The 19089-nt window shown below is 43.9% G+C and carries 23 protein-coding genes; 8 read left to right on the top strand and 15 right to left on the bottom strand.

What is annotated here, in order from left to right:
- Positions 1-32 precede the first annotated feature (32 nt).
- A complete protein-coding gene (gene alr / locus BM135_RS04640) occupies positions 33-1265 on the bottom strand; it encodes an alanine racemase (RefSeq protein ID WP_092518315.1) in 1233 nt (410 codons plus the stop codon).
- 252 nt (positions 1266-1517) lie between these two features.
- On the opposite strand from alr, the gene BM135_RS04635 reads away from it, so the two are divergent.
- A protein-coding gene (locus tag BM135_RS04635; RefSeq protein ID WP_092518313.1) for an IS1 family transposase occupies positions 1518-2212 on the top strand; the annotation gives its coding sequence in 2 pieces (ribosomal slippage) (positions 1518-1764 and positions 1764-2212; 696 coding nt in all).
- A gap of 62 nt (positions 2213-2274) precedes the next feature.
- Here the strand turns inward: BM135_RS04635 and npr are convergent.
- The 11 genes from npr to BM135_RS04580 form a co-directional block, all read right to left on the bottom strand.
- Positions 2275-2547, bottom strand: coding sequence for a PTS phosphocarrier protein NPr (gene npr, locus BM135_RS04630; protein ID WP_092518311.1), 273 nt, complete (start codon positions 2545-2547; stop codon positions 2275-2277).
- A 73-nt stretch (positions 2548-2620) separates the two neighbouring features.
- A complete protein-coding gene (gene rapZ, locus BM135_RS04625) occupies positions 2621-3472 on the bottom strand; it encodes an RNase adapter RapZ (RefSeq protein ID WP_092518309.1) in 852 nt (283 codons plus the stop codon).
- A 39-nt stretch (positions 3473-3511) separates the two neighbouring features.
- Positions 3512-3979, bottom strand: coding sequence for a PTS IIA-like nitrogen regulatory protein PtsN (gene ptsN / locus BM135_RS04620; RefSeq protein WP_092518307.1), 468 nt, complete (start codon positions 3977-3979; stop codon positions 3512-3514).
- Positions 3980-4181: 202 nt separating this feature from the next.
- On the bottom strand, positions 4182-4472 hold the full coding sequence (hpf, locus tag BM135_RS04615) for a ribosome hibernation promoting factor (protein WP_092518435.1): 291 nt from the start codon (positions 4470-4472) through the stop codon (positions 4182-4184).
- Between the two features lie 38 nt (positions 4473-4510).
- Positions 4511-5950, bottom strand: coding sequence for an RNA polymerase factor sigma-54 (rpoN, locus tag BM135_RS04610; RefSeq protein WP_092518305.1), 1440 nt, complete (start codon positions 5948-5950; stop codon positions 4511-4513).
- Between the two features lie 69 nt (positions 5951-6019).
- Positions 6020-6745 carry an LPS export ABC transporter ATP-binding protein gene (gene lptB / locus BM135_RS04605; protein ID WP_092518303.1) on the bottom strand — a complete coding sequence of 242 codons (726 nt, stop codon included), beginning with the start codon at positions 6743-6745 and terminating at the stop codon, positions 6020-6022.
- A 34-nt stretch (positions 6746-6779) separates the two neighbouring features.
- Complete coding sequence (gene lptA / locus BM135_RS04600) at positions 6780-7328, bottom strand: lipopolysaccharide ABC transporter substrate-binding protein LptA (RefSeq protein WP_092518301.1); 549 nt, start codon at positions 7326-7328, stop codon at positions 6780-6782.
- A complete protein-coding gene (gene lptC, locus BM135_RS04595; RefSeq protein WP_092518299.1) occupies positions 7309-7902 on the bottom strand; it encodes an LPS export ABC transporter periplasmic protein LptC in 594 nt (197 codons plus the stop codon). Before lptC ends, lptA begins: the two co-directional genes overlap by 20 nt.
- Positions 7903-7920: 18 nt before the next feature.
- Positions 7921-8484 carry a 3-deoxy-manno-octulosonate-8-phosphatase KdsC gene (gene kdsC, locus BM135_RS04590; RefSeq protein ID WP_092518296.1) on the bottom strand — a complete coding sequence of 188 codons (564 nt, stop codon included), beginning with the start codon at positions 8482-8484 and terminating at the stop codon, positions 7921-7923.
- 53 nt (positions 8485-8537) lie between these two features.
- Positions 8538-9506, bottom strand: coding sequence for an arabinose-5-phosphate isomerase KdsD (gene kdsD / locus BM135_RS04585; protein WP_092518294.1), 969 nt, complete (start codon positions 9504-9506; stop codon positions 8538-8540).
- Positions 9507-9542: 36 nt separating this feature from the next.
- Positions 9543-10520: a calcium/sodium antiporter gene (locus BM135_RS04580; protein ID WP_092518292.1), complete on the bottom strand. Its 978-nt coding sequence runs from the start codon at positions 10518-10520 to the stop codon at positions 9543-9545.
- 231 nt (positions 10521-10751) lie between these two features.
- On the opposite strand from BM135_RS04580, the gene mlaF reads away from it, so the two are divergent.
- From mlaF to murA, 7 genes are all read left to right on the top strand, one after another.
- Positions 10752-11555 carry a phospholipid ABC transporter ATP-binding protein MlaF gene (gene mlaF / locus BM135_RS04575; protein WP_092518290.1) on the top strand — a complete coding sequence of 268 codons (804 nt, stop codon included), beginning with the start codon at positions 10752-10754 and terminating at the stop codon, positions 11553-11555.
- A 4-nt stretch (positions 11556-11559) separates the two neighbouring features.
- Entirely contained in the window at positions 11560-12348 is a 789-nt protein-coding gene (gene mlaE / locus BM135_RS04570) for a lipid asymmetry maintenance ABC transporter permease subunit MlaE (protein ID WP_422646124.1), read from the top strand.
- A gap of 4 nt (positions 12349-12352) precedes the next feature.
- Positions 12353-12862 (top strand): outer membrane lipid asymmetry maintenance protein MlaD, encoded by a 510-nt coding sequence (mlaD, locus tag BM135_RS04565; protein ID WP_092518288.1) that lies wholly within the window; start codon positions 12353-12355, stop codon positions 12860-12862.
- A 32-nt stretch (positions 12863-12894) separates the two neighbouring features.
- Entirely contained in the window at positions 12895-13524 is a 630-nt protein-coding gene (gene mlaC, locus BM135_RS04560) for a phospholipid-binding protein MlaC (protein ID WP_092518286.1), read from the top strand.
- A gap of 43 nt (positions 13525-13567) precedes the next feature.
- Positions 13568-13894, top strand: a complete 327-nt coding sequence (gene mlaB, locus BM135_RS04555) for a lipid asymmetry maintenance protein MlaB (protein WP_422646123.1) — start codon at positions 13568-13570, stop codon at positions 13892-13894.
- 82 nt (positions 13895-13976) lie between these two features.
- Positions 13977-14231 (top strand): BolA family iron metabolism protein IbaG, encoded by a 255-nt coding sequence (gene ibaG / locus BM135_RS04550; protein ID WP_092518284.1) that lies wholly within the window; start codon positions 13977-13979, stop codon positions 14229-14231.
- Positions 14232-14288: 57 nt separating this feature from the next.
- Positions 14289-15551, top strand: coding sequence for a UDP-N-acetylglucosamine 1-carboxyvinyltransferase (murA, locus tag BM135_RS04545; RefSeq protein ID WP_092518282.1), 1263 nt, complete (start codon positions 14289-14291; stop codon positions 15549-15551).
- A gap of 109 nt (positions 15552-15660) precedes the next feature.
- Here the strand turns inward: murA and degS are convergent, their stop codons facing one another.
- From degS to zapG, 3 genes are all read right to left on the bottom strand, one after another.
- Complete coding sequence (degS, locus tag BM135_RS04540) at positions 15661-16722, bottom strand: outer membrane-stress sensor serine endopeptidase DegS (protein WP_092518268.1); 1062 nt, start codon at positions 16720-16722, stop codon at positions 15661-15663.
- Positions 16723-16898: 176 nt separating this feature from the next.
- Positions 16899-18281, bottom strand: a complete 1383-nt coding sequence (locus BM135_RS04535; RefSeq protein WP_092518266.1) for a Do family serine endopeptidase — start codon at positions 18279-18281, stop codon at positions 16899-16901.
- 303 nt (positions 18282-18584) lie between these two features.
- Positions 18585-18986, bottom strand: a complete 402-nt coding sequence (gene zapG, locus BM135_RS04530; RefSeq protein WP_092518264.1) for a Z-ring associated protein ZapG — start codon at positions 18984-18986, stop codon at positions 18585-18587.
- Positions 18987-19089 lie beyond the last annotated feature (103 nt).

Genomic DNA, 19089 nt, shown 5'->3' with positions numbered 1-19089 from the left:
AAGAAATAACCAGATATCATTGGGGCTGCTGATTAGAGTCCTGTAACAGCAATTTTAGGGTTGGTTTCTCCCCAAATGGAAGATAATTCAACAACGTGCATATCGCTCCATTTCTGGACATCAGACTGAGTAATTTCGTCGTTGCCTTGTTTACCGAAGATCACCACTTCGTCGCCAGCCTTCACGTCAGGCAGGTCAGTAACATCTACCATAGTAGTATTCATGGAAATGCTGCCCACAATTGGCGCACGGTGACCGTTGATCAAAACATAGGCTTTGTTTGACATTCTGGAGGTTAAACCATCAGAGAAACCAACTGGCAGGTTAGCGAGTTTGGAATCACGTTTCAGGATGTAAGTGTTGTCATAGCTGATACCATTACCTTTAGGATATGGTTTAACGGAAGCAACACGGGTTTTTACTTCAATCAGTGGCTTGAATTCTGGATGGCTGTTGGGTAGAACGCCATACAGGGCGCTACCCACGCGTGCCATGTCGAATTGTGCTTCTGGGATGCTCATTGATGCAAAAGAGCTTGATGCGTGCAGAGTGATTTCATCTCTTTCCAGGTTGGCAGTTTTGATCAACCAAGAAGTTTGTTCTTTGAAGTTTTTAATACTGTCACGAATTGTATTCAAATCGGTGAATGCATGGTGGCTCATCATGCCGACCAGTTTCAGGTTCGGTAATTGAATGATTTTCAGAGCTTCTTGTTTGCCTTGCTCTGTTTTCATTTCCAATCCATTGCGGCTCATGAGGCCTGTGTTCAGCATCAGATGGACGCTAATTTTTTTACCGTGTTTTTTGGCCAAGGCATCAATGGCCTTAGCGTGATTCAGATCACCTATCATCTCTTCCATGTCATAGCTCAGTGTGCTTTCGATTTCGCTCACATCGGCTGCGCGGACACGCATCAGTTGCCCTTTAAAACCGCTTTCACGTACGATGCGAGCTTCTTCATTACTGGTGATACCTACACAAGACACGCCAGTTTTAATGATAGATGGCATCAGTAGGTTGATACCATGACCATAAGCATCACCTTTCAGAATCGCACACATTTTGGTGTCTTTATTCAGTTTTTTTTGCAGTGTGTGGATATTATTTTCGAAAGTCGTGGTATTGACTTCAACCCAAGCATTATTGGTTGCTGCAACACTTTCTGCGTGAGTGTTATCTAAAGAGAGTTCAGGTGCTGCTTGAGCTGCTCCTTGGAATAGAGTCAGGCCAAGAACGACAGCGAGTGCGGTCTTATTAAAATTCATGAAGTAGGTCTCCAGTTTCGGATCTGTTTATATAATAATCAGTGTATAAATACCTCTTGATGATAAATATTTTTTAAATAATTTCATATGGTTAAATGTTATTGGGGTAATTTTAATTGTAATGGGGAGACTATTTGTAAATAGACATTATTATAAACTTAATTTATTGGTTAAGGTGTTAATATGCTCTTTTGGTCACGTATTCAACCTGTTGATGGTTGTGTATAATCGTCATTTTTTCGGAGAAACCACATGGCGACTGTTGAAGTAAAATGTCGATTTTGTCAGCAAACTGAATTCGTCAAAAAGTATGGCAAAGGTGAGGCAGGGCACCAACGCTACCGCTGTTTTTCCTGCAAGCGAACCTTCCAATTGGATTATGCCTATCGCGCGTGCCAAGCGGGTATAAAAGAACAAATTGTTGATCTTGCCATGAATAATGCGGGTATCCGTGATACGGCCCGTGCATTACATATCAGTATCAATGCTGTTGTCCGTGTTTTAAAAAACTTAAACCACGATGTGTAACGACACTCCCACTGGATAATGTCAACGTTCAGCTCATTTGTGAAGTTGATGAAGTATGGTCATTTATCGGGAATAAAAAATGCCAACGTTGGTTATGGTCTGCTTGGGAACCTCGTCTAAAGCGTATCATTGCCCATACGTTTGGAGCGAGAAGTAAAAAAACACTCAAGAAACTCCTCAAAAAACTGGCTTCGTTCAATGTTGTTTTCTGGTGTACCGATAATTTCAAGGCTTACAATCTATTACCAAAAAGCCAGCATCTTGTCGGAAAAACCTTCACTCAACGTATTGAGCGGGAGAATTTGACATTGCGAAACCGACTTAAGCGACTCAATCGTAAGACGTTGGGTTATTCAAAGTCACTGGAAATGCATGATAAAGTCATCGGTACTTTTATTGAACGTGAATACTATGTTTAGTGAATACTATGTTTAACATAAATCAACGGATTGAATACGTGACCGATAAAAAAGAAAAGATTTTATTCTTCGTTAAAGCCGGAATTGAACAAATTAACAATAGCTACCAATGCTTGCTGTTCATCTGGCCCACTGACTTCAACATCAATATGGCTGCCTTGTTCTGAGTCCAGCATCAGCATGGCAATAACGCTGTGGGCTTCTGCTTGGATATTATTTCTGTTGCGCAGAATGACCTGCGATTGAAACTGTAGTACAAGGTCATGCAGTTTCATCGCAGGTCGGGCATGCATTCCAAGCCGATTTTTAATTTCAAGCTGTTGTTTGATTGTCATGCTTCGCTTTACCGGTTGCTATTGTCGATTGCTATGAATTATACGATTTATAATTGTATTATTTATAACTGTGTTATTTACGTTTTTCCAGTGTGCGATGACGTGACTGCACGTTTTTGCCACGAGAACGAAAATAATCTGCCAACTGTTCTGCAACATAGACTGAACGGTGTTTGCCGCCTGTGCAACCAATGGCGACGGTCAGGTAGCTACGATTATTGGTTTCCAGCATGGGTAGCCAAAGTTCAAGATAGCTACGAGTCTGGTAAATGAAGTTATGAACTTCTGTATGACGATCTAAAAATGCTGCTACGGGACGATCCAAGCCTGTCATTGGGCGTAGTTTCGGATCCCAGTGAGGATTTGGCAGGAAACGCACGTCGAAAACATAATCTGCGTCAATTGGGATGCCATGTTTGAAGCCAAAGGATTCAAACACCATAGTTAATTCCCGTTCACGTTTGCCCAGTAAACGCGTCCTGAGCATTTCTGCCAGCTCATGAACGGACATTTCAGATGTGTCGATGATCAGATCAGCGCGTGAACGCAGTGGTTCAAGTAGATCGCTTTCTTGATCAATTGCACTTTCCAGTGACAGATTTTTGCTGGAAAGTGGATGCAAACGGCGAGTGTCACTGTAGCGACGGATAAGGGTATTGCGATCTGCATCAAGAAACAGTAGTTGCGGTGAAAAATTGTCAGGTAATTGCGTCAGCGCTTCTTCAAAAATTTCTGGCGACTCTGGCATATTCCTGACATCAATGCTGACCGCAGCTGAAATATCACGTTCAGCCAGTGTTGTTGCCAGCTCTGGCAACAACACAACCGGTAGGTTATCTACGCAATAGAAGCCCATATCTTCCAGTGCACGCAGAGCGACGGATTTCCCTGAACCTGAACGACCACTGACTATCATTAGCACCATGGGGTGACTCTCCTAAATGTTTACAATTGTAATCGCTAATTATTCAGTAATGATTTTATATAATTCTTCATCACTCAGCGCTGAACGCAGGCGGCGGCAAAGATTTTTATCTGCAAAGCGTTTTGCAATCAATGATAGTGTGTGTAAATGGGTCTGGCACTGATCTGAGGGCACCAATAAAGCGAACAGTAAGTCAACAGGTTGATTATCGATGGCATCAAAGCTAATGGGTTGCTCCAGACGCAAAAATACCCCAACAGCACCATTCGAACTCTCTTTATCCAATTTACCGTGAGGAATCGCAATTCCGTTACCAATCCCTGTTGTGCCTACTTTTTCTCGGGAAAGAATAGCCTCAAATACGGTGTTTTCGGATACTCTAAGCTGTTTTGATGCTAGTTCGCTGATAATCTCTAAGGCGCGCTTTTTACTCGAGCAGGGTACGTTGTTGCGTGTACATGGGGGTAAAAGCACTGATCTTAGTGGTAAATCTGTTTCGTTGTTCATTTTTTTATTCACTTAGGGCCTTATGATACCAGATGACTGATTAGCCATCTGGTATTGATGCACTGCACTAGAACCAGACTATAGCGCGTTCTATATAGTATATAGATCGAAAGATCGAACTATGGCGCGATAGAAGGTGTAATTAATAATGTAATAAATAGAACAGTGATGATCTTATGATAGCCCCGTTGTCTGAAAGCTATTAATAATGTTGTCTCAATTTACTTTTGTGTTTGGTCAATTGACGCGCCAGCTTATCTACCAGTACATCAATTGCTGCATACATGTCTTCATGCTCTGCGGTTGCATGCAACTCACCTCCATTAACATGTACCGTAGCTTCGGCGATTCTTTCCACCTTTTCCACCCGGAGTATGACCTGGATGAGGTTAATTTTATCGAAATATTGATTCAATTTACCGCATTTGCTGTTCACAATGTTGCGAAGGGCATCTGTGATTTCAATATTGTGACCTGTAACATTGAGTTGCATGGTTTTGAGTTGCATAGTGTTTTCCTTCTCTGTGTTGTTCAAACCAATTTTTTACGTTGGTTTGAAGGCGGGATGGATAACGACTCTCTATATTTAGCAACAGTCCGACGAGCTACTTGAATACCTTGTTCAGCGAGTATGCTAGCCAATTTACTGTCGCTAAGTGGCTTGGCCGGGTTTTCTGCCGCGACCAGTTTTTTCACCAGAGCACGTATCGCGGTAGAAGAGGCTTCACCTCCACTATCAGTATTAACGTGGCTGGAGAAAAAATATTTAAGTTCAAAGATCCCTCGTGGACTATACAGGTACTTCTGTGTTGTCACACGAGAAATGGTGGACTCATGCATGTCAACTTGGTAAGCGATATCAGCTAGTACCAGTGGCTTCATATGTTCATCACCATATTCAAAAAAACTTTGCTGTCGTTCAACAATACAGCTGGCGACTTTCAATAATGTTTCATTACGGCTTTCGAGGCTTTTGATCAGCCACTTAGCCTCTTGCAAGTTATTGCGTATGAACAGGCTGTCACTTTCATTATTGGCCCGTTGCCCCAGTGCTGCATAATGTTGGTTGATTCGCAGACGGGGAATGCTATCGGTATTTAACCTGACTTGCCAGCTTTCATTTTCTTTCTGCACCAATACATCTGGAATAACATATTCTGATTCACCAGCATTGACTACCAAGCCCGGTTTTGGCTCCAGTGATTGAATGATATCAATTGCTCCTTTCAGGGCACTCTCTTTTAATTTGCTCTGACGTAATAAATTACGAAAGTCCCGATTTCCCAGTAGTTCAAGGTACTTGCTGACAATAAGTCTGGTTTCATTCAGATGAGGTGTCTCTGACGGCAGCATTGAAAGCTGGATAAGCAAGCATTCGCGTAAGTCACGGGCGGCAACCCCAATCGGTTCAAAGTGCTGTATGCGCTTAAGGACGATTTCGACTTCTTCCAAAGTCAGTTCATCATCACCAATACTGGCAAGGATATCTTCAATGGAAATGGTCAGGTATCCAGTGTCATCAATTGCATCAATGATTGAAGTGGCGATGGCAGCGTCCGTTTCAGTAAATGGCGTCAATTTTGCCTGCCACATGAGATAATCTTGCAGTGTTTGGGTGGTTTCCCCCTGATATACAGGGAAGTCATCAGCGCTATAATCACTGCTGGTTCCTGAAGGCGTGCCAGCAGTGTAAATTTCATCCCAACTGGCATCCAGTGGCAACTCTTCAGGCATATTCTTCTGTTCAAGTGCTTCGCGGGTATCCATGACATCAGTTTCCGCATCAGAAGGTGGCTGATTTTCCACTTCCTGATGTGGGTCATTCTGTTCAAGCAGAGGGTTGTTTTCCAAAGCTTGCTGAATCTCCTGCTGAAGCTCAAGCGTAGATAGTTGCAACAAACGGATGGCTTGCTGGAGTTGCGGCGTCATCGTCAATTGCTGACTGAGCCTGAGTTGCAAACTTTGCTTCATAGCGTTACCACTTTCTCCTTAATCTAGCCTGAATGGTTCCTTGAATCGCACCTGACAGAAGGATGAAAGCTAAAGGCGGAAGCCTTCACCCAGATAGACGCGTTTGACCTGCTCGTTATTCAGGATGTCATTCGGGGCTCCGTGGGCAATCAAGTGGCCTTGACTGACGATATAAGCACGTTCGCAGACATCCAGTGTTTCACGGACATTGTGGTCAGTAATCAGGACACCTAATCCGTAATCCCGCAGGTGCTGAATGATCTTTTTAATATCCAGTACGGAAATTGGATCAACACCAGCAAAAGGTTCATCTAACAGGATGAATTTAGGATTGGCAGCCAGTGCACGGGCAATTTCCACACGACGGCGTTCACCACCGGAAAGTGATTGCCCAAGACTGTCACGCAGGTGGGAGATGTGAAATTCTTCCAGCAACTCTTCTGCTCGTTCTTTTCTCTGTTCTTGAGTCAGATCTTTACGGATCTCCAGTACAGCCATCAAATTGTCGAGTACACTCAAACGACGGAAGATAGACGCTTCCTGAGGCAAGTAACCTATCCCGCGGCGTGCTCGTTCATGCAGGGGCAGCAGACTGATATCTTCTTCATCAATGGTGATAGAGCCGGCATCACGTGGGACAATGCCGACAACCATGTAGAACGTGGTCGTTTTACCTGCACCATTGGGGCCAAGTAAGCCAACAATTTCCCCTGACTTCACGTTCAGGCTGACATTCTCAACGACCTTACGGCCTTTATATGCTTTCGCCAGATTTTCTGCGTTTAATATTGCCATATTAGTATTGCCACAATTGTATTGTCATCAGTCGTTATTTACCCTTTTTATGCGTATCAGCGCCGTGGGCACTGGGGGTTTTTTCCTGTAGTTGGGCAGGTAACAGGACGGTGGTAACGTGTTTACCTTTATCACTAAAGGCTTCCATCTGTTGTGTTGGGACCAGATAAGTGATTTTATCGCCTTTGATATTGCTGTCTAGCTGTTCAAGGTAGGCGTTACCTGTCAGGGTGAACAGCTCTTTATCCATCTCATAGCGCATCTTTGATGCATGACCTTTAAGAGGTTTGCCATCATCCTGCATTTGGTAAAAAGTGGCAGGATTACCGTAAGCTTCAACGACTGTTTTGTTAGCATCACCTTCCGGGCGGGTAACAACGACTTTATCTGCATGAATATCGATTGTGCCTTGTTTTACGATAACACTATCCGTAAATGTGGCAATGTTTCCCGTTAAATCCAGAGACTGTCTTGCTGAGTCGATGGTAATGGGTTTTTTTGTATCATCTTTCAAGGCCAGTGCGGGCAGGCTGACTGCAAACAATGTACTGGCAATAACGGTATTACGGATTAGGTTGTTCATGTGGAATCTCATATCGAGTGGACACTTTTTCAATCAGTTCAGCAGTTTTGTTTCGCAGATTGCCACGCATTTTCATGCCAACAGATTTTAAACCGACGCCAATGATAGTAGCTTGGTCATCGGATACGACATCTTGTGTTGTGAGATTGACAGTCGCGTTATCTGTTGTGATCCGCTGCAATTGTGATGCATCGGTCAGGCTATCCACTTGGACATCCCCATACAGATAGAGCATGTTATCTTTGGTCAGTTTGGCCTTATTAGCGCGTACTGCCCATGTGGCTATCAGGGTTCCGGGGGAGCCATTCGGGTCAAATGTTGTCAATACGGGGTTGGTAAACCAAGTCAGTTTCGTTTCCGTATAGTTTTTAACATCGTCAGCGACCAGTTTGTAAGCCAGCTTACCTGTCGGATCATAGACAAAAGTGACCGCTTCCTTTGTTTGATAAGTGGGATAACCATCATCTACGATCGGTGATGAGGCATCATCATTGACATTCGATAAATTCCAGCCAATCAGCGCAAGCGCGATCAGTGCCAATATTGCGATTAGCCAGGATTGAATTTTACTCATTCTTTTTTCAGTTTTAATTTATATGGATAACCCTTTGGCATCTTCTAGCTTATTCTGAGCGAAGAGCACCAAATCACAAAGTTCCCTGACTGCACCACGACCGCCGGCAATCTGAGTTACATAATCTGCTTTCGGCAACAGTAATGGATGGGCATCTGCAACTGCAACAGATAATCCAACTTGTGCCATGACAGGCCAGTCAATAAGGTCATCACCAATATAGGCGACTTGCTCTGACCGTAATGCTAGTTTATCCAACAGTTCTTTATACGCCAAAACCTTATCGTTTTGGCCTTGGTAAAGATGTGTAATACCCAGTGTATCTGCACGATTTTTCAGCAATTTTGCTTTGCGGCCAGTAATGATGGCAACTTCAATACCAGAAGTGATTAAACAACGGATGCCATAACCATCACGAACGTTAAAGGCTTTCAGTTCTTCGCCTTCATTGCCCATGTAGATAAGCCCATCAGACATTACACCATCAACATCACAAATCAGAAGACGAATTTGACGGGCTTTTTCAATAATTACTTTGTTTACTGGGCCATAACAGGTATCCAGGTACTCTTTTTGACTCATTAAGAAATTCTCTTGAGATTGATATCATGCTTATGTATATCAGTTTACTTACTTTATACGACTCCAGCCTGCAAAAGATCGTGCATGTGTAGTACGCCAAGTAATTTGTTACCTTCTGTAACCAATAGTGAGGTGATGTGGCGTGATTGCATTAGGTTTAAGGCATCAACCGCCAGTGCGTTCGGTTTGATGTGGATGCCACCCGTAGTCATGACATCGGAGATTTTTGCATTATTTAAATCAATGCCCATATCGAAAACACGGCGCAAATCACCATCAGTAAAAATACCGCAGATTTGCATGTCATCATCACAGATAACTGTCATACCCAATTTTTTGCGGGTGATTTCCACCAAAGCCTCACGCAGCGTTGCTGTACGGGAAACATGAGGAATATCATCACCTGTGGCCATTAGATCGTTGGTCAGCAGCAGAAGTTTACGCCCGAGTGCACCGCCGGGATGAGAGAGGGCGAAGTCTTCGGCAGTAAAGCCGCGGGCTTGCAAAAGCGCAAGGGCCAATGCATCGCCCATGACGAGTGTTGCGGTGGTGCTGGTGGTGGGAGCCAACCCCAATGGACAGGCTTCTTGTGGCGTTTTAATGCACAAGTGGATGTCGGAGGCTTTGCCCATGCTGCTGTCGTGATTGTTTGTCATACAGATGAGCGAGACTTTTTGTCGCTTGAGAACAGGGATTAATGCCAGAATCTCATTTGATTCACCCGAATTGGAAATAGCCAGAACGATGTCTTTTGATGTTACCATGCCGAGATCGCCATGGCTGGCCTCTCCAGGATGAACAAAGAAAGAAGGCGTACCGGTACTGGCAAATGTTGCAGCGATTTTTCGCCCAATATGACCGGATTTACCCATCCCCATCACAATAACTTTCCCTTCACAGTCAAACATTAATTCACAAGCTTGGCTGAAATCGTCATTAATATATTGCTCTAGGCTAGCCAGCCCTTCGAGTTCAATATGTAATACTTGCTTACCTGCTTGCTGAAAATCGATCTTAGGCATGTTTTACTTCCCACTCTTTTCCCATTCAATCGGTAATTACTCAGTACCGTGATAATTAGAAACAAAAAGTACGATAAAATAAGCGATAAAACAGCCCAATAACAAGATGCCATTCAATCGGTTTAATTTATGCTTTCTTCCCAGACAAAATACGGTGAATAGTATACTGGCTGCTATCATGACCCAAAAATCCCGATAAAATGCTTCATCTGCAATGGTGCTGGGGGAAAGTATGGCGGGGACGCCCAGAACAAGTGTCACATTGAAGACGTTCGAGCCAATCATATTGCCTACTGCCATGTCATTTTCGCCTTTTATGGCCGCAGTAATGGTGGTAGCAAGTTCAGGCAGGCTGGTTCCCACAGCAAGAATTGTCAGGCCAATAACCAGTTCACTGACACCATAAATACGAGCAATAGCGGTTGCATTATCAATGACCATGCGGGTGGAAATGGGAAGAATAATTAAACCCAAGACAACCCAAAGAAGCGCAATGCCTTTGTTGCCTTCAACAGGTAATTCTGAATTCCGTTCTTGGGTATAGCTATCAATACCATTATGTTGAGATAAAGCGGTCTTTTTTATCATCAGTGAGATAAATAAGACGGCTGAAAGCACTAAAAGAATACCATCCAGACGGCTCAGGTATCCATTCGACAGCTGATACCCTGCAAATGCGGTGATTGCCAGCATCAGGGGAACTTCTTGCCGCAGAATTTCTGATTTTACCCTGATTGGCCTAATGATAGCTGCCGCTCCTGCAATTAACAGCAAGTTGGTAATATTGGAACCAATTGCATTGCCCACAGCCATATTCGGCAATCCGTCTAAACTTGCTGTGACTGACACCATCAGCTCTGGCAATGAGGTTCCGACTCCCATAATGACCAAGCCGACAATAAAAGGGGGAATCTTCATGGCACGGGCAAAAACGGCCGCACCATAAACTAATCTATCCGAACTATATACCAGTAAAATCAACCCAGTAATGAGCAGTACAATAGTCAGAAACATAGAGTGTTCCTTAAATAAGATTTATTCCGAGCATAATGCTAATGATGGTTGATTTTTAAACATGGAACGTTTATTCAGCTAGACTTATACATTCTGACGATCAAGCGATAAAAAGTAAAATTTGTCACAACTTTGCTAACGCAAATTAGGCAATTTTTTGTAGTATGCATTATTACTGATTTAAATACAGTAAATGAAGACAGTTCTATTAACGGTTAGGGGCTACCAATAATGAGTCAACAAACAGCAAATCTTATTGAGATCTGCGGTATGCATTTCACCCGGGGACAACGCCTGATTTTTGCTGATATTAATCTGACCGTTCCGAAAGGAAAAATTACCGCCATTATGGGGCCTTCTGGTATAGGAAAAACCACATTACTGCGTCTGATTGGAGGGCAAATTCGCCCTGAATGCGGTGAGATCTGGTTTGATGGTGATAATATTCCAGCATTGTCCCGTCCACGCCTTTATGCTGCCCGCAAGAAAATGAGCATGTTATTTCAGTCAGGTGCTTTATTCACTGATCTGAATGTTTTTGACAATGTGGCTTTTCCCCTGCGTGAGCATACCCAACTGCCTGAAGAATTGATTCACACAACTGTGATGATGAAGCTGGAGGCGGTAGGATTGCGTGGTGCTGCGCATTTAATGCCATCGGAACTCTCTGGGGGCATGGCAAGGCGAGCAGCATTAGCAAGGGCAATTGCACTCGATCCTGACTTAATCATGTTTGATGAACCTTTTGTCGGTCAAGATCCCATCACGATGGGCGTTTTGGTGAAGCTGATCGATGAGCTTAACCATGCGCTTGGTGTTACGTGTGTTGTCGTTTCCCATGATGTACCTGAAGTACTGAGCATTGCCGATTATGCTTATATTGTGGCTGAACAGAAAGTGATCGCAGAAGGTACTCCAGATCAATTGAGAATGAATCAGGATCAACGGGTACGGCAGTTTCTTGATGGTATTGCTGACGGGCCTGTACCTTTCCGTTTCCCTGCCGGGGATTACAAAACTGAGTTATTAGGATAATGGAATGTTGATATTAACACGGGTATTGGCGGCAATAGGCCGACGTACGATTGAGATTACTGCTTCATTCGGCCGTGCGGGTTTTATGTTGTTTAGAGCAATCATTGGTAAGCCAGAGCCTGCCAAGCAATGGGCACTATTGCGTCAGCAACTTTACAGCGTGGGTGTTCAATCACTTCTGATTATTGTGGTTTCAGGATTGTTTATTGGCATGGTTTTGGCCTTGCAGGGTTATTTGGTTTTGAGCACATTTAGTGCGGAAGGCAGCCTCGGCATGATGGTAGCGTTATCACTGCTGCGTGAACTGGGGCCTGTGGTGACAGCACTATTGTTTGCGGGGCGAGCGGGTTCAGCTTTGACCGCAGAAATTGGTTTGATGAAAGCCACGGAACAAATTTCCAGTCTGGAAATGATGGCTGTTGACCCACTGCGCCGAGTTATTGCCCCGCGTTTTTGGGCTGGGTTTATTAGCATGCCTTTGCTTTCCTTAATCTTTGTTGCTGTAGGGATTTTGGGAGGAGCAATGGTCGGTGTCGATTGGAAAGGCATTGATGGCGGCTTTTTCTGGTCGTCCATGCAATCTGTGGTGGAATGGCAAAAAGATTTGCTCAACTGTTTTCTCAAGAGTGTCGCTTTTGCAATTACGGTAACGTGGATTGCACTGTTCAATGGTTATGACGCTATCCCAACATCGGAAGGGATCAGCAGGGCGACGACACGCACGGTAGTACATGCGTCGTTGGCGGTATTGGGTTTGGATTTTGTGCTGACAGCACTGATGTTTGGGAACTAAGTCGATGCAAAGCAAGAGAAATGAAATTTGGATTGGGGCTTTTATCTTGATTGCGTTGGCTGCAATCATTTTTTTATGTCTGAAAGTTGCAGATATCCGGGCTTTCGGTAGCCAGCCAACTTATCGTGTATATGCTGCTTTTGGTAATATCGGTGGCTTGAAAGTCCGTTCACCGGTGAAAGTTGGCGGAGTTGTGATTGGTCGAGTGCAGAGAATCTGGCTGGATCATAAAACCTACACGCCGCAAGTTGAATTGGATATTTTCATGCAATATGACAATATTCCAAATACCAGTTCGCTTTCTATCCGAACCTCAGGGCTGTTGGGGGAGCAATATATTGCCCTCAATATCGGGTTTGATGACCCTGATTTAGATACTTCCATGCTGAAAGATGGAGATCGTATTGAGGATACTAAGCCTGCGATGGTACTTGAAGATTTGATTGGTCAGTTCTTGTATAAGAGTAGCGGAAATCAGGAAAAATCCTCTTCGGTACCGGCACAAGCACACTAACCAGCAATCCACTGCTTAGGAGAAATGCACTTATGTTTAAGCGATTACTTATGGTTGCGTTGTTGGTGGTTGCACCATTGGCCAGCGCTGCAGATCAAACCAATCCCTACTTATTGATGAAGGATGCCGCTGAAAAAACGTTTACCCGTTTGAAGAAAGAACAACCTCAGATTCAGGCAAATCCAGAAGTCTTGCGCCAAATAGTGCATCAGGAGTTGATGCCTTATGTGCAGGTCAAATATGCAGGAGCATTGGTTTTGGGGCCTTACTACAAACAAGCGACACCTGAGCAGCGTGATGCTTATTTCAAGGCGTTTGAATCCTATCTGGAGCAGGCATATGGTCAGGCTTTGGCTATGTATCACGGACAAAATTACCAAATTGCACCAGAACAGCCATTGGGTGATAAATCCATAGTGGCAATTCGTGTCACGATTATTGATCCTAATGGGCAACCACCAGTTCGCTTAGATTTTCAATGGCGTAAAAATAGTAAAACAGGTAATTGGCAGGCTTACGACATGATTGCGGAAGGCGTGAGCATGATCACGACCAAGCAGAATGAATGGGTGGATATCCTGCGTCAGAAAGGAATAAATGGTCTGACTGAACAATTGACCATCAGCGCGAAAGCCCCGATCACTTTAGAAAAGAAAAAGTGATATGGAAAAAGCACTTTTGATAGCGGCATGATGAGTAAAGAACATGATGAGTAAAGAAAAAGTCAATCAGGAAACTATTGATTGGGAAAAGAGAGGCAATACATTGTTTCTGAAAGGCACATTGGATCGTGATAGTTTGCTTCCTCTTTGGCAACAAAAAGATCGTATTCTGGAGGGAATTGACAATATTGATGTTTCCTCGCTTAATCATGTGGACTCTACGGGGTTGGCTCTGTTTGTCCGATTAAAGGGGGAATATCAACAACGTGACAGGATACTGACATTTTCAGGCGTCAGTGAACGTTTAAATACGTTGATAACGTTGTATGGCCTGCAAACTCTTCTTGGCGATAATCAGCTGAAAGTGTAATTCCTTTTTTTTGATAATCAGCGCCCTTGTAAGCCATAAACTTACAGGGGCGTTATTTTCTAACAACGAATGTGAGCAATTTATGGATACTAATGAAATTAAAAAAGTATTGATGGAAAACCTGGCACTTGATGAAGTTATCGTTAGCGGTGATGGCAGCCATTTTCAGGTTATTGTTGTTGGTGCACTTTTTGATGGTCTGAGCCGGGTTAAACAACAGCAGACTGTTTACGCTCCTCTAATGGAATACATTGCTGATAACCGTATTCATGCGTTGTCAATTAAAGCCTATACTCCTACGCAGTGGCAGCGAGACCGCAAGCTTCAGGGATTTTGAGGCTGTTTGCCTCGCCGTGAACAGCACACTTTGAATTAAACAAGAGAATTATGACAGATGGATAAATTTTGTGTGAAAGGGCCTACCTGCCTATCGGGAGAGGTTATTATTTCCGGGGCAAAAAATGCCGCATTACCAATTATGTTCGCAGCGCTATTGGCAGAAGAGCCAGTTGAACTACAGAATGTTCCTGAATTGAAAGACATTGATACCACTATCAAACTGCTCAATCGTTTGGGAACTAAAGTAGAACGTAATGGTTCTGTTTTTATTGATGCCAGCGGGGTCAACGAATATTGTGCCCCTTATGAGCTGGTCAAGACAATGCGAGCTTCCATCTGGGCATTGGGGCCATTGGTGGCGCGTTTCGGTCAGGGGCAAGTTTCTTTACCGGGTGGTTGTGCTATTGGGGCTCGTCCTGTTGATCTTCATATTATTGGATTGGAACAGCTTGGTGCGAAAATCGTACTGGATGAAGGTTATGTCAAAGCCACTGTGGATGGTCGCTTGAAAGGTGCCAGCATTGTTATGGATAAAGTCAGCGTTGGGGCAACGGTGACTATCATGACTGCAGCTACATTGGCAGAAGGCACAACCATTATTGAAAACGCCGCGTGTGAGCCTGAAATTGAAGATACAGCTAATTTCCTCAATATGCTGGGAGCAAAAATCAGCGGAGCGGGCACCAATCGCATTGTGATTGAAGGGGTCGAGCGTTTGGGGGGCGGTGTTCATCGAGTTCTGCCTGATCGTATCGAAACGGGCACTTTCTTGGTCGCTGCTGCAATTTCTCGTGGTAAGGTGATTTGTCGTCACGCGCAACCAGATACCTTGGATATTGTTTTAGCCAAACTGCGTGAGGCAGGGGCAGACATCAAAGTGGGTGAAGACTGGATTAGCCTTGATATGCATGGTCAGCGGCCGAAGTCAGTGACATTCCGTACTGCACCACATCCGGGTTTCCCGACTGATATGCAGGCGCAATTCAGCTTATTGAACATGGTTGCAGATGGTGTAGGCATGATCACCGAAACCATTTTTGAAAATCGCTTCATGCATATCCCTGAATTGATTCGCATGGGTGCATGGGCTGAAATTGAGAGTAATACAGTACTGTGTCATGGCGTTGAAAAATTGTCTGGTGCTCAGGTAATGGCGACTGATTTGCGGGCTTCTGCCAGTTTAGTATTGGCTGGCTGCATTGCCGAAGGAACGACAATCGTAGAGCGTATTTATCATATTGACCGTGGTTACGAGCACATTGAAGATAAGCTGCGTGGTCTTGGAGCAAATATTGAACGTATTAAGGCTTCTGATTAAACGGAATTAATATTTCTCCTCGCCCAACGTGTGTTAGTAGTCTTGTGTGGGCGAGGAGTGAATAAGGTCAGACAATTGGAGTTTTTTTCATCGATCTGCCGTGTCCGTTTTAGTAATCATCAAACTCATCGATTGTGACGTTAAATGTGAGGGAAGTGCCATCGCGCAATACAGTGACAGGCACAACGCTACCTGGGGCTATTTCTGCGACTTGATCCATCATTTCGGCTGGTGAAATTGCAGGCTGGTGGTTAACTCTGGTAATGATATCTCCCACTCTAATACCCGCTTTTTCAGCAGGGCTGTTTGATTTGATCTGGAAAACACGTACCCCTTTGATTTGATTTATGTTATTTCCTGATGAGCGGATGTTGAGTAACTCTTGCGAGGTGATACCTATATATCCTCTGATGACGCGTCCATCACGGATCAATTTATGCATGATTGTTGTAGCTAGCTTTGTTGGAATGGCAAATCCCAATCCTTCCGGTGTGATGCCAAATTCTGACTTATCGAACGTCAACGTATTGATGCCAACTAATTCTCCTTGAGTATTGACCAAAGCACCACCAGAGTTGCCTTTATTAATTGATGCGTCTGTTTGCAGGAAATTCTGGCGACGTGTTTGACTAAGACTTACACGCCCAGTTGCGCTGATAATGCCTTGTGTAATAGTTTGTCCCAGATTGTACGGATTGCCGATGGCTAACACGATATCTCCCACATGAGGGACTCGTTCAGGGTTAATTGGGATCACGGGAAGGTTTTTGGCTTTGATTTTTAAGACTGCCAGATCCGTTGGGCTATCTGAACCAACTAGCAGTGCTTCATAAAAGCTTCCATCTTGTAATGCGATAATGATGGGACCTGCTTTATTGATGACATGTCTATTAGTGAGAATATAGCCCTGTTCACTCATAATGACACCAGAACCCAAGGGGTGAATTTCCCGGCTTTCATGGGAAAAACTTCCCATATTACTGCTGTAAATATTAACTACAGCAGGGGCAGCCCGGCGCACTGCTTTGCTGAAACTTGATATTCTATCGCTGCTGTTGCCGCCGCTCAGGAGATTTTTTAAGCCACTGGGGCGCAGAGATGGTATAGCGACCAGCAAAATAGCTGCAATCAATAAGCCTATGAGTATAGAGCGCAATAACTTGATCAGCATGGCATTATTCAGTAATAAATGATTGAAAGAAGGATAGCATAGAAGTGAACAGACACAGCATCATACTGTGCCTGTCATGGATATTATACTTTTTGTTACCTTGCAAGTTGCTGCTTTGTTGGCTGTGTCGCAACTTGAAATCTATTGGGTAGGTTGTGTTCTTTAGACTCAATAGGTTAATTACGCAGTAACAGATAAATATTATCGTCACCACGTAAAACGTTCAAGGCGATAACGGAAGGCTTCTCTTCAGTGATCTTACGTAATTCACTGATATTCCGCACACGCACATTGTTGGCACCAACAATTAAGTCATTCTTCTGTAAACCAAACATTGCCGCAGGCGAGTTCGGGGTAATTGAATCCACTTTGATGCCTTGAGTATTTTTTATGGTGCCATTGCTCAGGGACGCTCCTTGCAGGGCGATACTCAGTTTTTCCGCTTTGGTTGACTTGCCATCACTGTTATCAAGTGCTACGGTTACTTCAAGTGGCTTCCCTTTACGCAGCAGGCCAATTCTGATTTCTTTGCCTACAGCGGTTGTACCAATCTTCGCTCGCAATTCAGCAAAGCTATTAATTTTTTTGCCATCAAAGGAAACCAGCACATCTCCTGGTTTAATACCTGCTTTCGCGGCGGCCGATTTAGGAATCACTTCACTGACAAATGCTCCTTGCTGTGCTTCAACTTTGAGTGCTTGGGCAATGTCGGATGTCATCTCAGTTCCTTTGATACCGAGTATGCCGCGTTTGACTTCTCCATGTTCAATAAGCTGCGTTGCAAGGGTCTTGGCCATATTGCCGGGGATGGCAAAACCAATACCGACATTACCGCCACCGGGGGCGATAATAGCGGTGTTAATGCCGATCAACTCCCCTTTCAGATTAATCAATGCGCCACCGGAGTTACCACGGTTAATGGAGGCATCGGTCTGGATAAAGTTTTCTAAACCTTCCAAATTCAAGCCGCTGCGACCCAGAGCGGAAATGATGCCAGATGTAACTGTTTGCCCCAATCCAAATGGGTTACCGATTGCGACAGCGTAATCTCCAACGTGCAGTTTGTCGGAATCAGCGAATTTAATGGCGGTCAGGTTTTTGGCGTTTTGCAATTGTAAAAGTGCAATGTCAGTTTGTGGATCACGCCCAATGAGTTTTGCTGAATATTCACGACCATCATTTAATTGAACACGTATTTTATTTGCATTATCAATAACATGATTATTGGTCAACATATAGCCTTTATTGGCATCAATAATAACGCCTGAGCCTAGCCCCTTGAATGGGCGGCTTCTTTGTTCTTGCGGGGGAAAAGCTGGCCCGAAGAAGAACTGGAAATCGTCGGGTAATTGAAGCCGTTGGTTTTGTTGTACTTCTGTACCTGAGGTATGAACCGTGACAACAGAAGGAAGCACTTTTTCCAGCATGGGGGAGAGACTGGGTAATTCTTGAGAGGCCATTGCAGCAGGTAAGGCTGCATTACTTACCACTGGAATTGAAGCTAAAGACAGTCCAATACTAATAGCGAGTGCGCTGAGCAATGTATTTTTTCTTTTCATGAATACGTTCTCTTAATACCTAAGCTAGAAAATTAAATTTTACTTAAGATACCTATCCTGTCCGGGTATGTAGCTGCCTCAGAAATTACGCGTATTTGGATAGGCTCTAAGCCTAATTGTTTCAATGCTGTTATGACTACCAACTATTCATCAAAGTTCACTAATAAAGTAGTTTAAATAAACTTCTTTACAGGTATTTACGTGAATTAGAAATAAAAAAACAAAATTTTTGCTGCTGGATTCTGGATGAAGAATCACAACAGAAAACCGTGGCATTCATCGTTGCCACGGCAAGGTTCATTATTATTTCTTATCTTGGATTGGGCGGAATAGACCAGAGGCACCCTCAGAATAATCCCGTGGAGGCATGTTAGCAGTCGCTTTATTTGTCTCAGCTTCGGATTCGCTCAGACAGTAATTGAAAGGATTATCTTGTACTGGCATGTTGGGCATCAAGTCATTGGAACTTTTAGCCATGTGCTGATACAACTGACGATAATCGCGCGCCATATTATCAAGTAATTCAGCACTGCGGGCGAAATGGCTGACCAGCTCTTTACGGTACTCTTCCAATTCAGTCCGATTTTTCTCTAATTCAGCTTGTAGCGCATTTTGTTGGCGTAGCTTGGAGCTGCCAAAGCGGACAGCCAGCGCGCCGATGATAAAACCAATGATTAATCCGATCAGTGCATATTCCCAGGTCATGGCAACTCCTTTAGTAACATCATTGTTCTGCAATGTTTTACAATCAATATTGTTCGCAATCTATTAGAGCTTTATCCCATTAGGCAGTTCTATTTGCAAGGAT

It is taken from the genome of Xenorhabdus japonica (assembly GCF_900115195.1).
Classification (GTDB): Bacteria; Pseudomonadota; Gammaproteobacteria; order Enterobacterales; family Enterobacteriaceae; genus Xenorhabdus; species Xenorhabdus japonica.
This window is presented reverse-complemented; position numbering and strand designations above follow the sequence as displayed.

What these genes read in the sequence shown, in the direction of transcription:
- rpoN (WP_092518305.1), bottom strand. Translation starts at nt 5,950, where the DNA reads ATGAAGCAAAGTTTGCAACTCAGGCTCAGTCAGCAATTGACGATGACG.
- rapZ (WP_092518309.1), bottom strand. Translation starts at nt 3,472, where the DNA reads ATGGTGCTAATGATAGTCAGTGGTCGTTCAGGTTCAGGGAAATCCGTC.
- mlaF (WP_092518290.1), top strand. Translation starts at nt 10,752, where the DNA reads ATGAGTCAACAAACAGCAAATCTTATTGAGATCTGCGGTATGCATTTC.
- lptB (WP_092518303.1), bottom strand. Translation starts at nt 6,745, where the DNA reads ATGGCAATATTAAACGCAGAAAATCTGGCGAAAGCATATAAAGGCCGT.
- ibaG (WP_092518284.1), top strand. Translation starts at nt 13,977, where the DNA reads ATGGATACTAATGAAATTAAAAAAGTATTGATGGAAAACCTGGCACTT.
- mlaE (WP_422646124.1), top strand. Translation starts at nt 11,560, where the DNA reads ATGTTGATATTAACACGGGTATTGGCGGCAATAGGCCGACGTACGATT.
- hpf (WP_092518435.1), bottom strand. Translation starts at nt 4,472, where the DNA reads ATGCAACTCAATGTTACAGGTCACAATATTGAAATCACAGATGCCCTT.
- BM135_RS04535 (WP_092518266.1), bottom strand. Translation starts at nt 18,281, where the DNA reads ATGAAAAGAAAAAATACATTGCTCAGCGCACTCGCTATTAGTATTGGA.
- mlaB (WP_422646123.1), top strand. Translation starts at nt 13,568, where the DNA reads ATGATGAGTAAAGAAAAAGTCAATCAGGAAACTATTGATTGGGAAAAG.
- npr (WP_092518311.1), bottom strand. Translation starts at nt 2,547, where the DNA reads ATGACAATCAAACAACAGCTTGAAATTAAAAATCGGCTTGGAATGCAT.
- lptC (WP_092518299.1), bottom strand. Translation starts at nt 7,902, where the DNA reads ATGAGTAAAATTCAATCCTGGCTAATCGCAATATTGGCACTGATCGCG.
- lptA (WP_092518301.1), bottom strand. Translation starts at nt 7,328, where the DNA reads ATGAACAACCTAATCCGTAATACCGTTATTGCCAGTACATTGTTTGCA.
- murA (WP_092518282.1), top strand. Translation starts at nt 14,289, where the DNA reads ATGGATAAATTTTGTGTGAAAGGGCCTACCTGCCTATCGGGAGAGGTT.
- BM135_RS04580 (WP_092518292.1), bottom strand. Translation starts at nt 10,520, where the DNA reads ATGTTTCTGACTATTGTACTGCTCATTACTGGGTTGATTTTACTGGTA.
- degS (WP_092518268.1), bottom strand. Translation starts at nt 16,722, where the DNA reads ATGCTGATCAAGTTATTGCGCTCTATACTCATAGGCTTATTGATTGCA.
- mlaD (WP_092518288.1), top strand. Translation starts at nt 12,353, where the DNA reads ATGCAAAGCAAGAGAAATGAAATTTGGATTGGGGCTTTTATCTTGATT.
- alr (WP_092518315.1), bottom strand. Translation starts at nt 1,265, where the DNA reads ATGAATTTTAATAAGACCGCACTCGCTGTCGTTCTTGGCCTGACTCTA.
- kdsD (WP_092518294.1), bottom strand. Translation starts at nt 9,506, where the DNA reads ATGCCTAAGATCGATTTTCAGCAAGCAGGTAAGCAAGTATTACATATT.
- kdsC (WP_092518296.1), bottom strand. Translation starts at nt 8,484, where the DNA reads ATGAGTCAAAAAGAGTACCTGGATACCTGTTATGGCCCAGTAAACAAA.
- ptsN (WP_092518307.1), bottom strand. Translation starts at nt 3,979, where the DNA reads ATGAACAACGAAACAGATTTACCACTAAGATCAGTGCTTTTACCCCCA.
- zapG (WP_092518264.1), bottom strand. Translation starts at nt 18,986, where the DNA reads ATGACCTGGGAATATGCACTGATCGGATTAATCATTGGTTTTATCATC.
- mlaC (WP_092518286.1), top strand. Translation starts at nt 12,895, where the DNA reads ATGTTTAAGCGATTACTTATGGTTGCGTTGTTGGTGGTTGCACCATTG.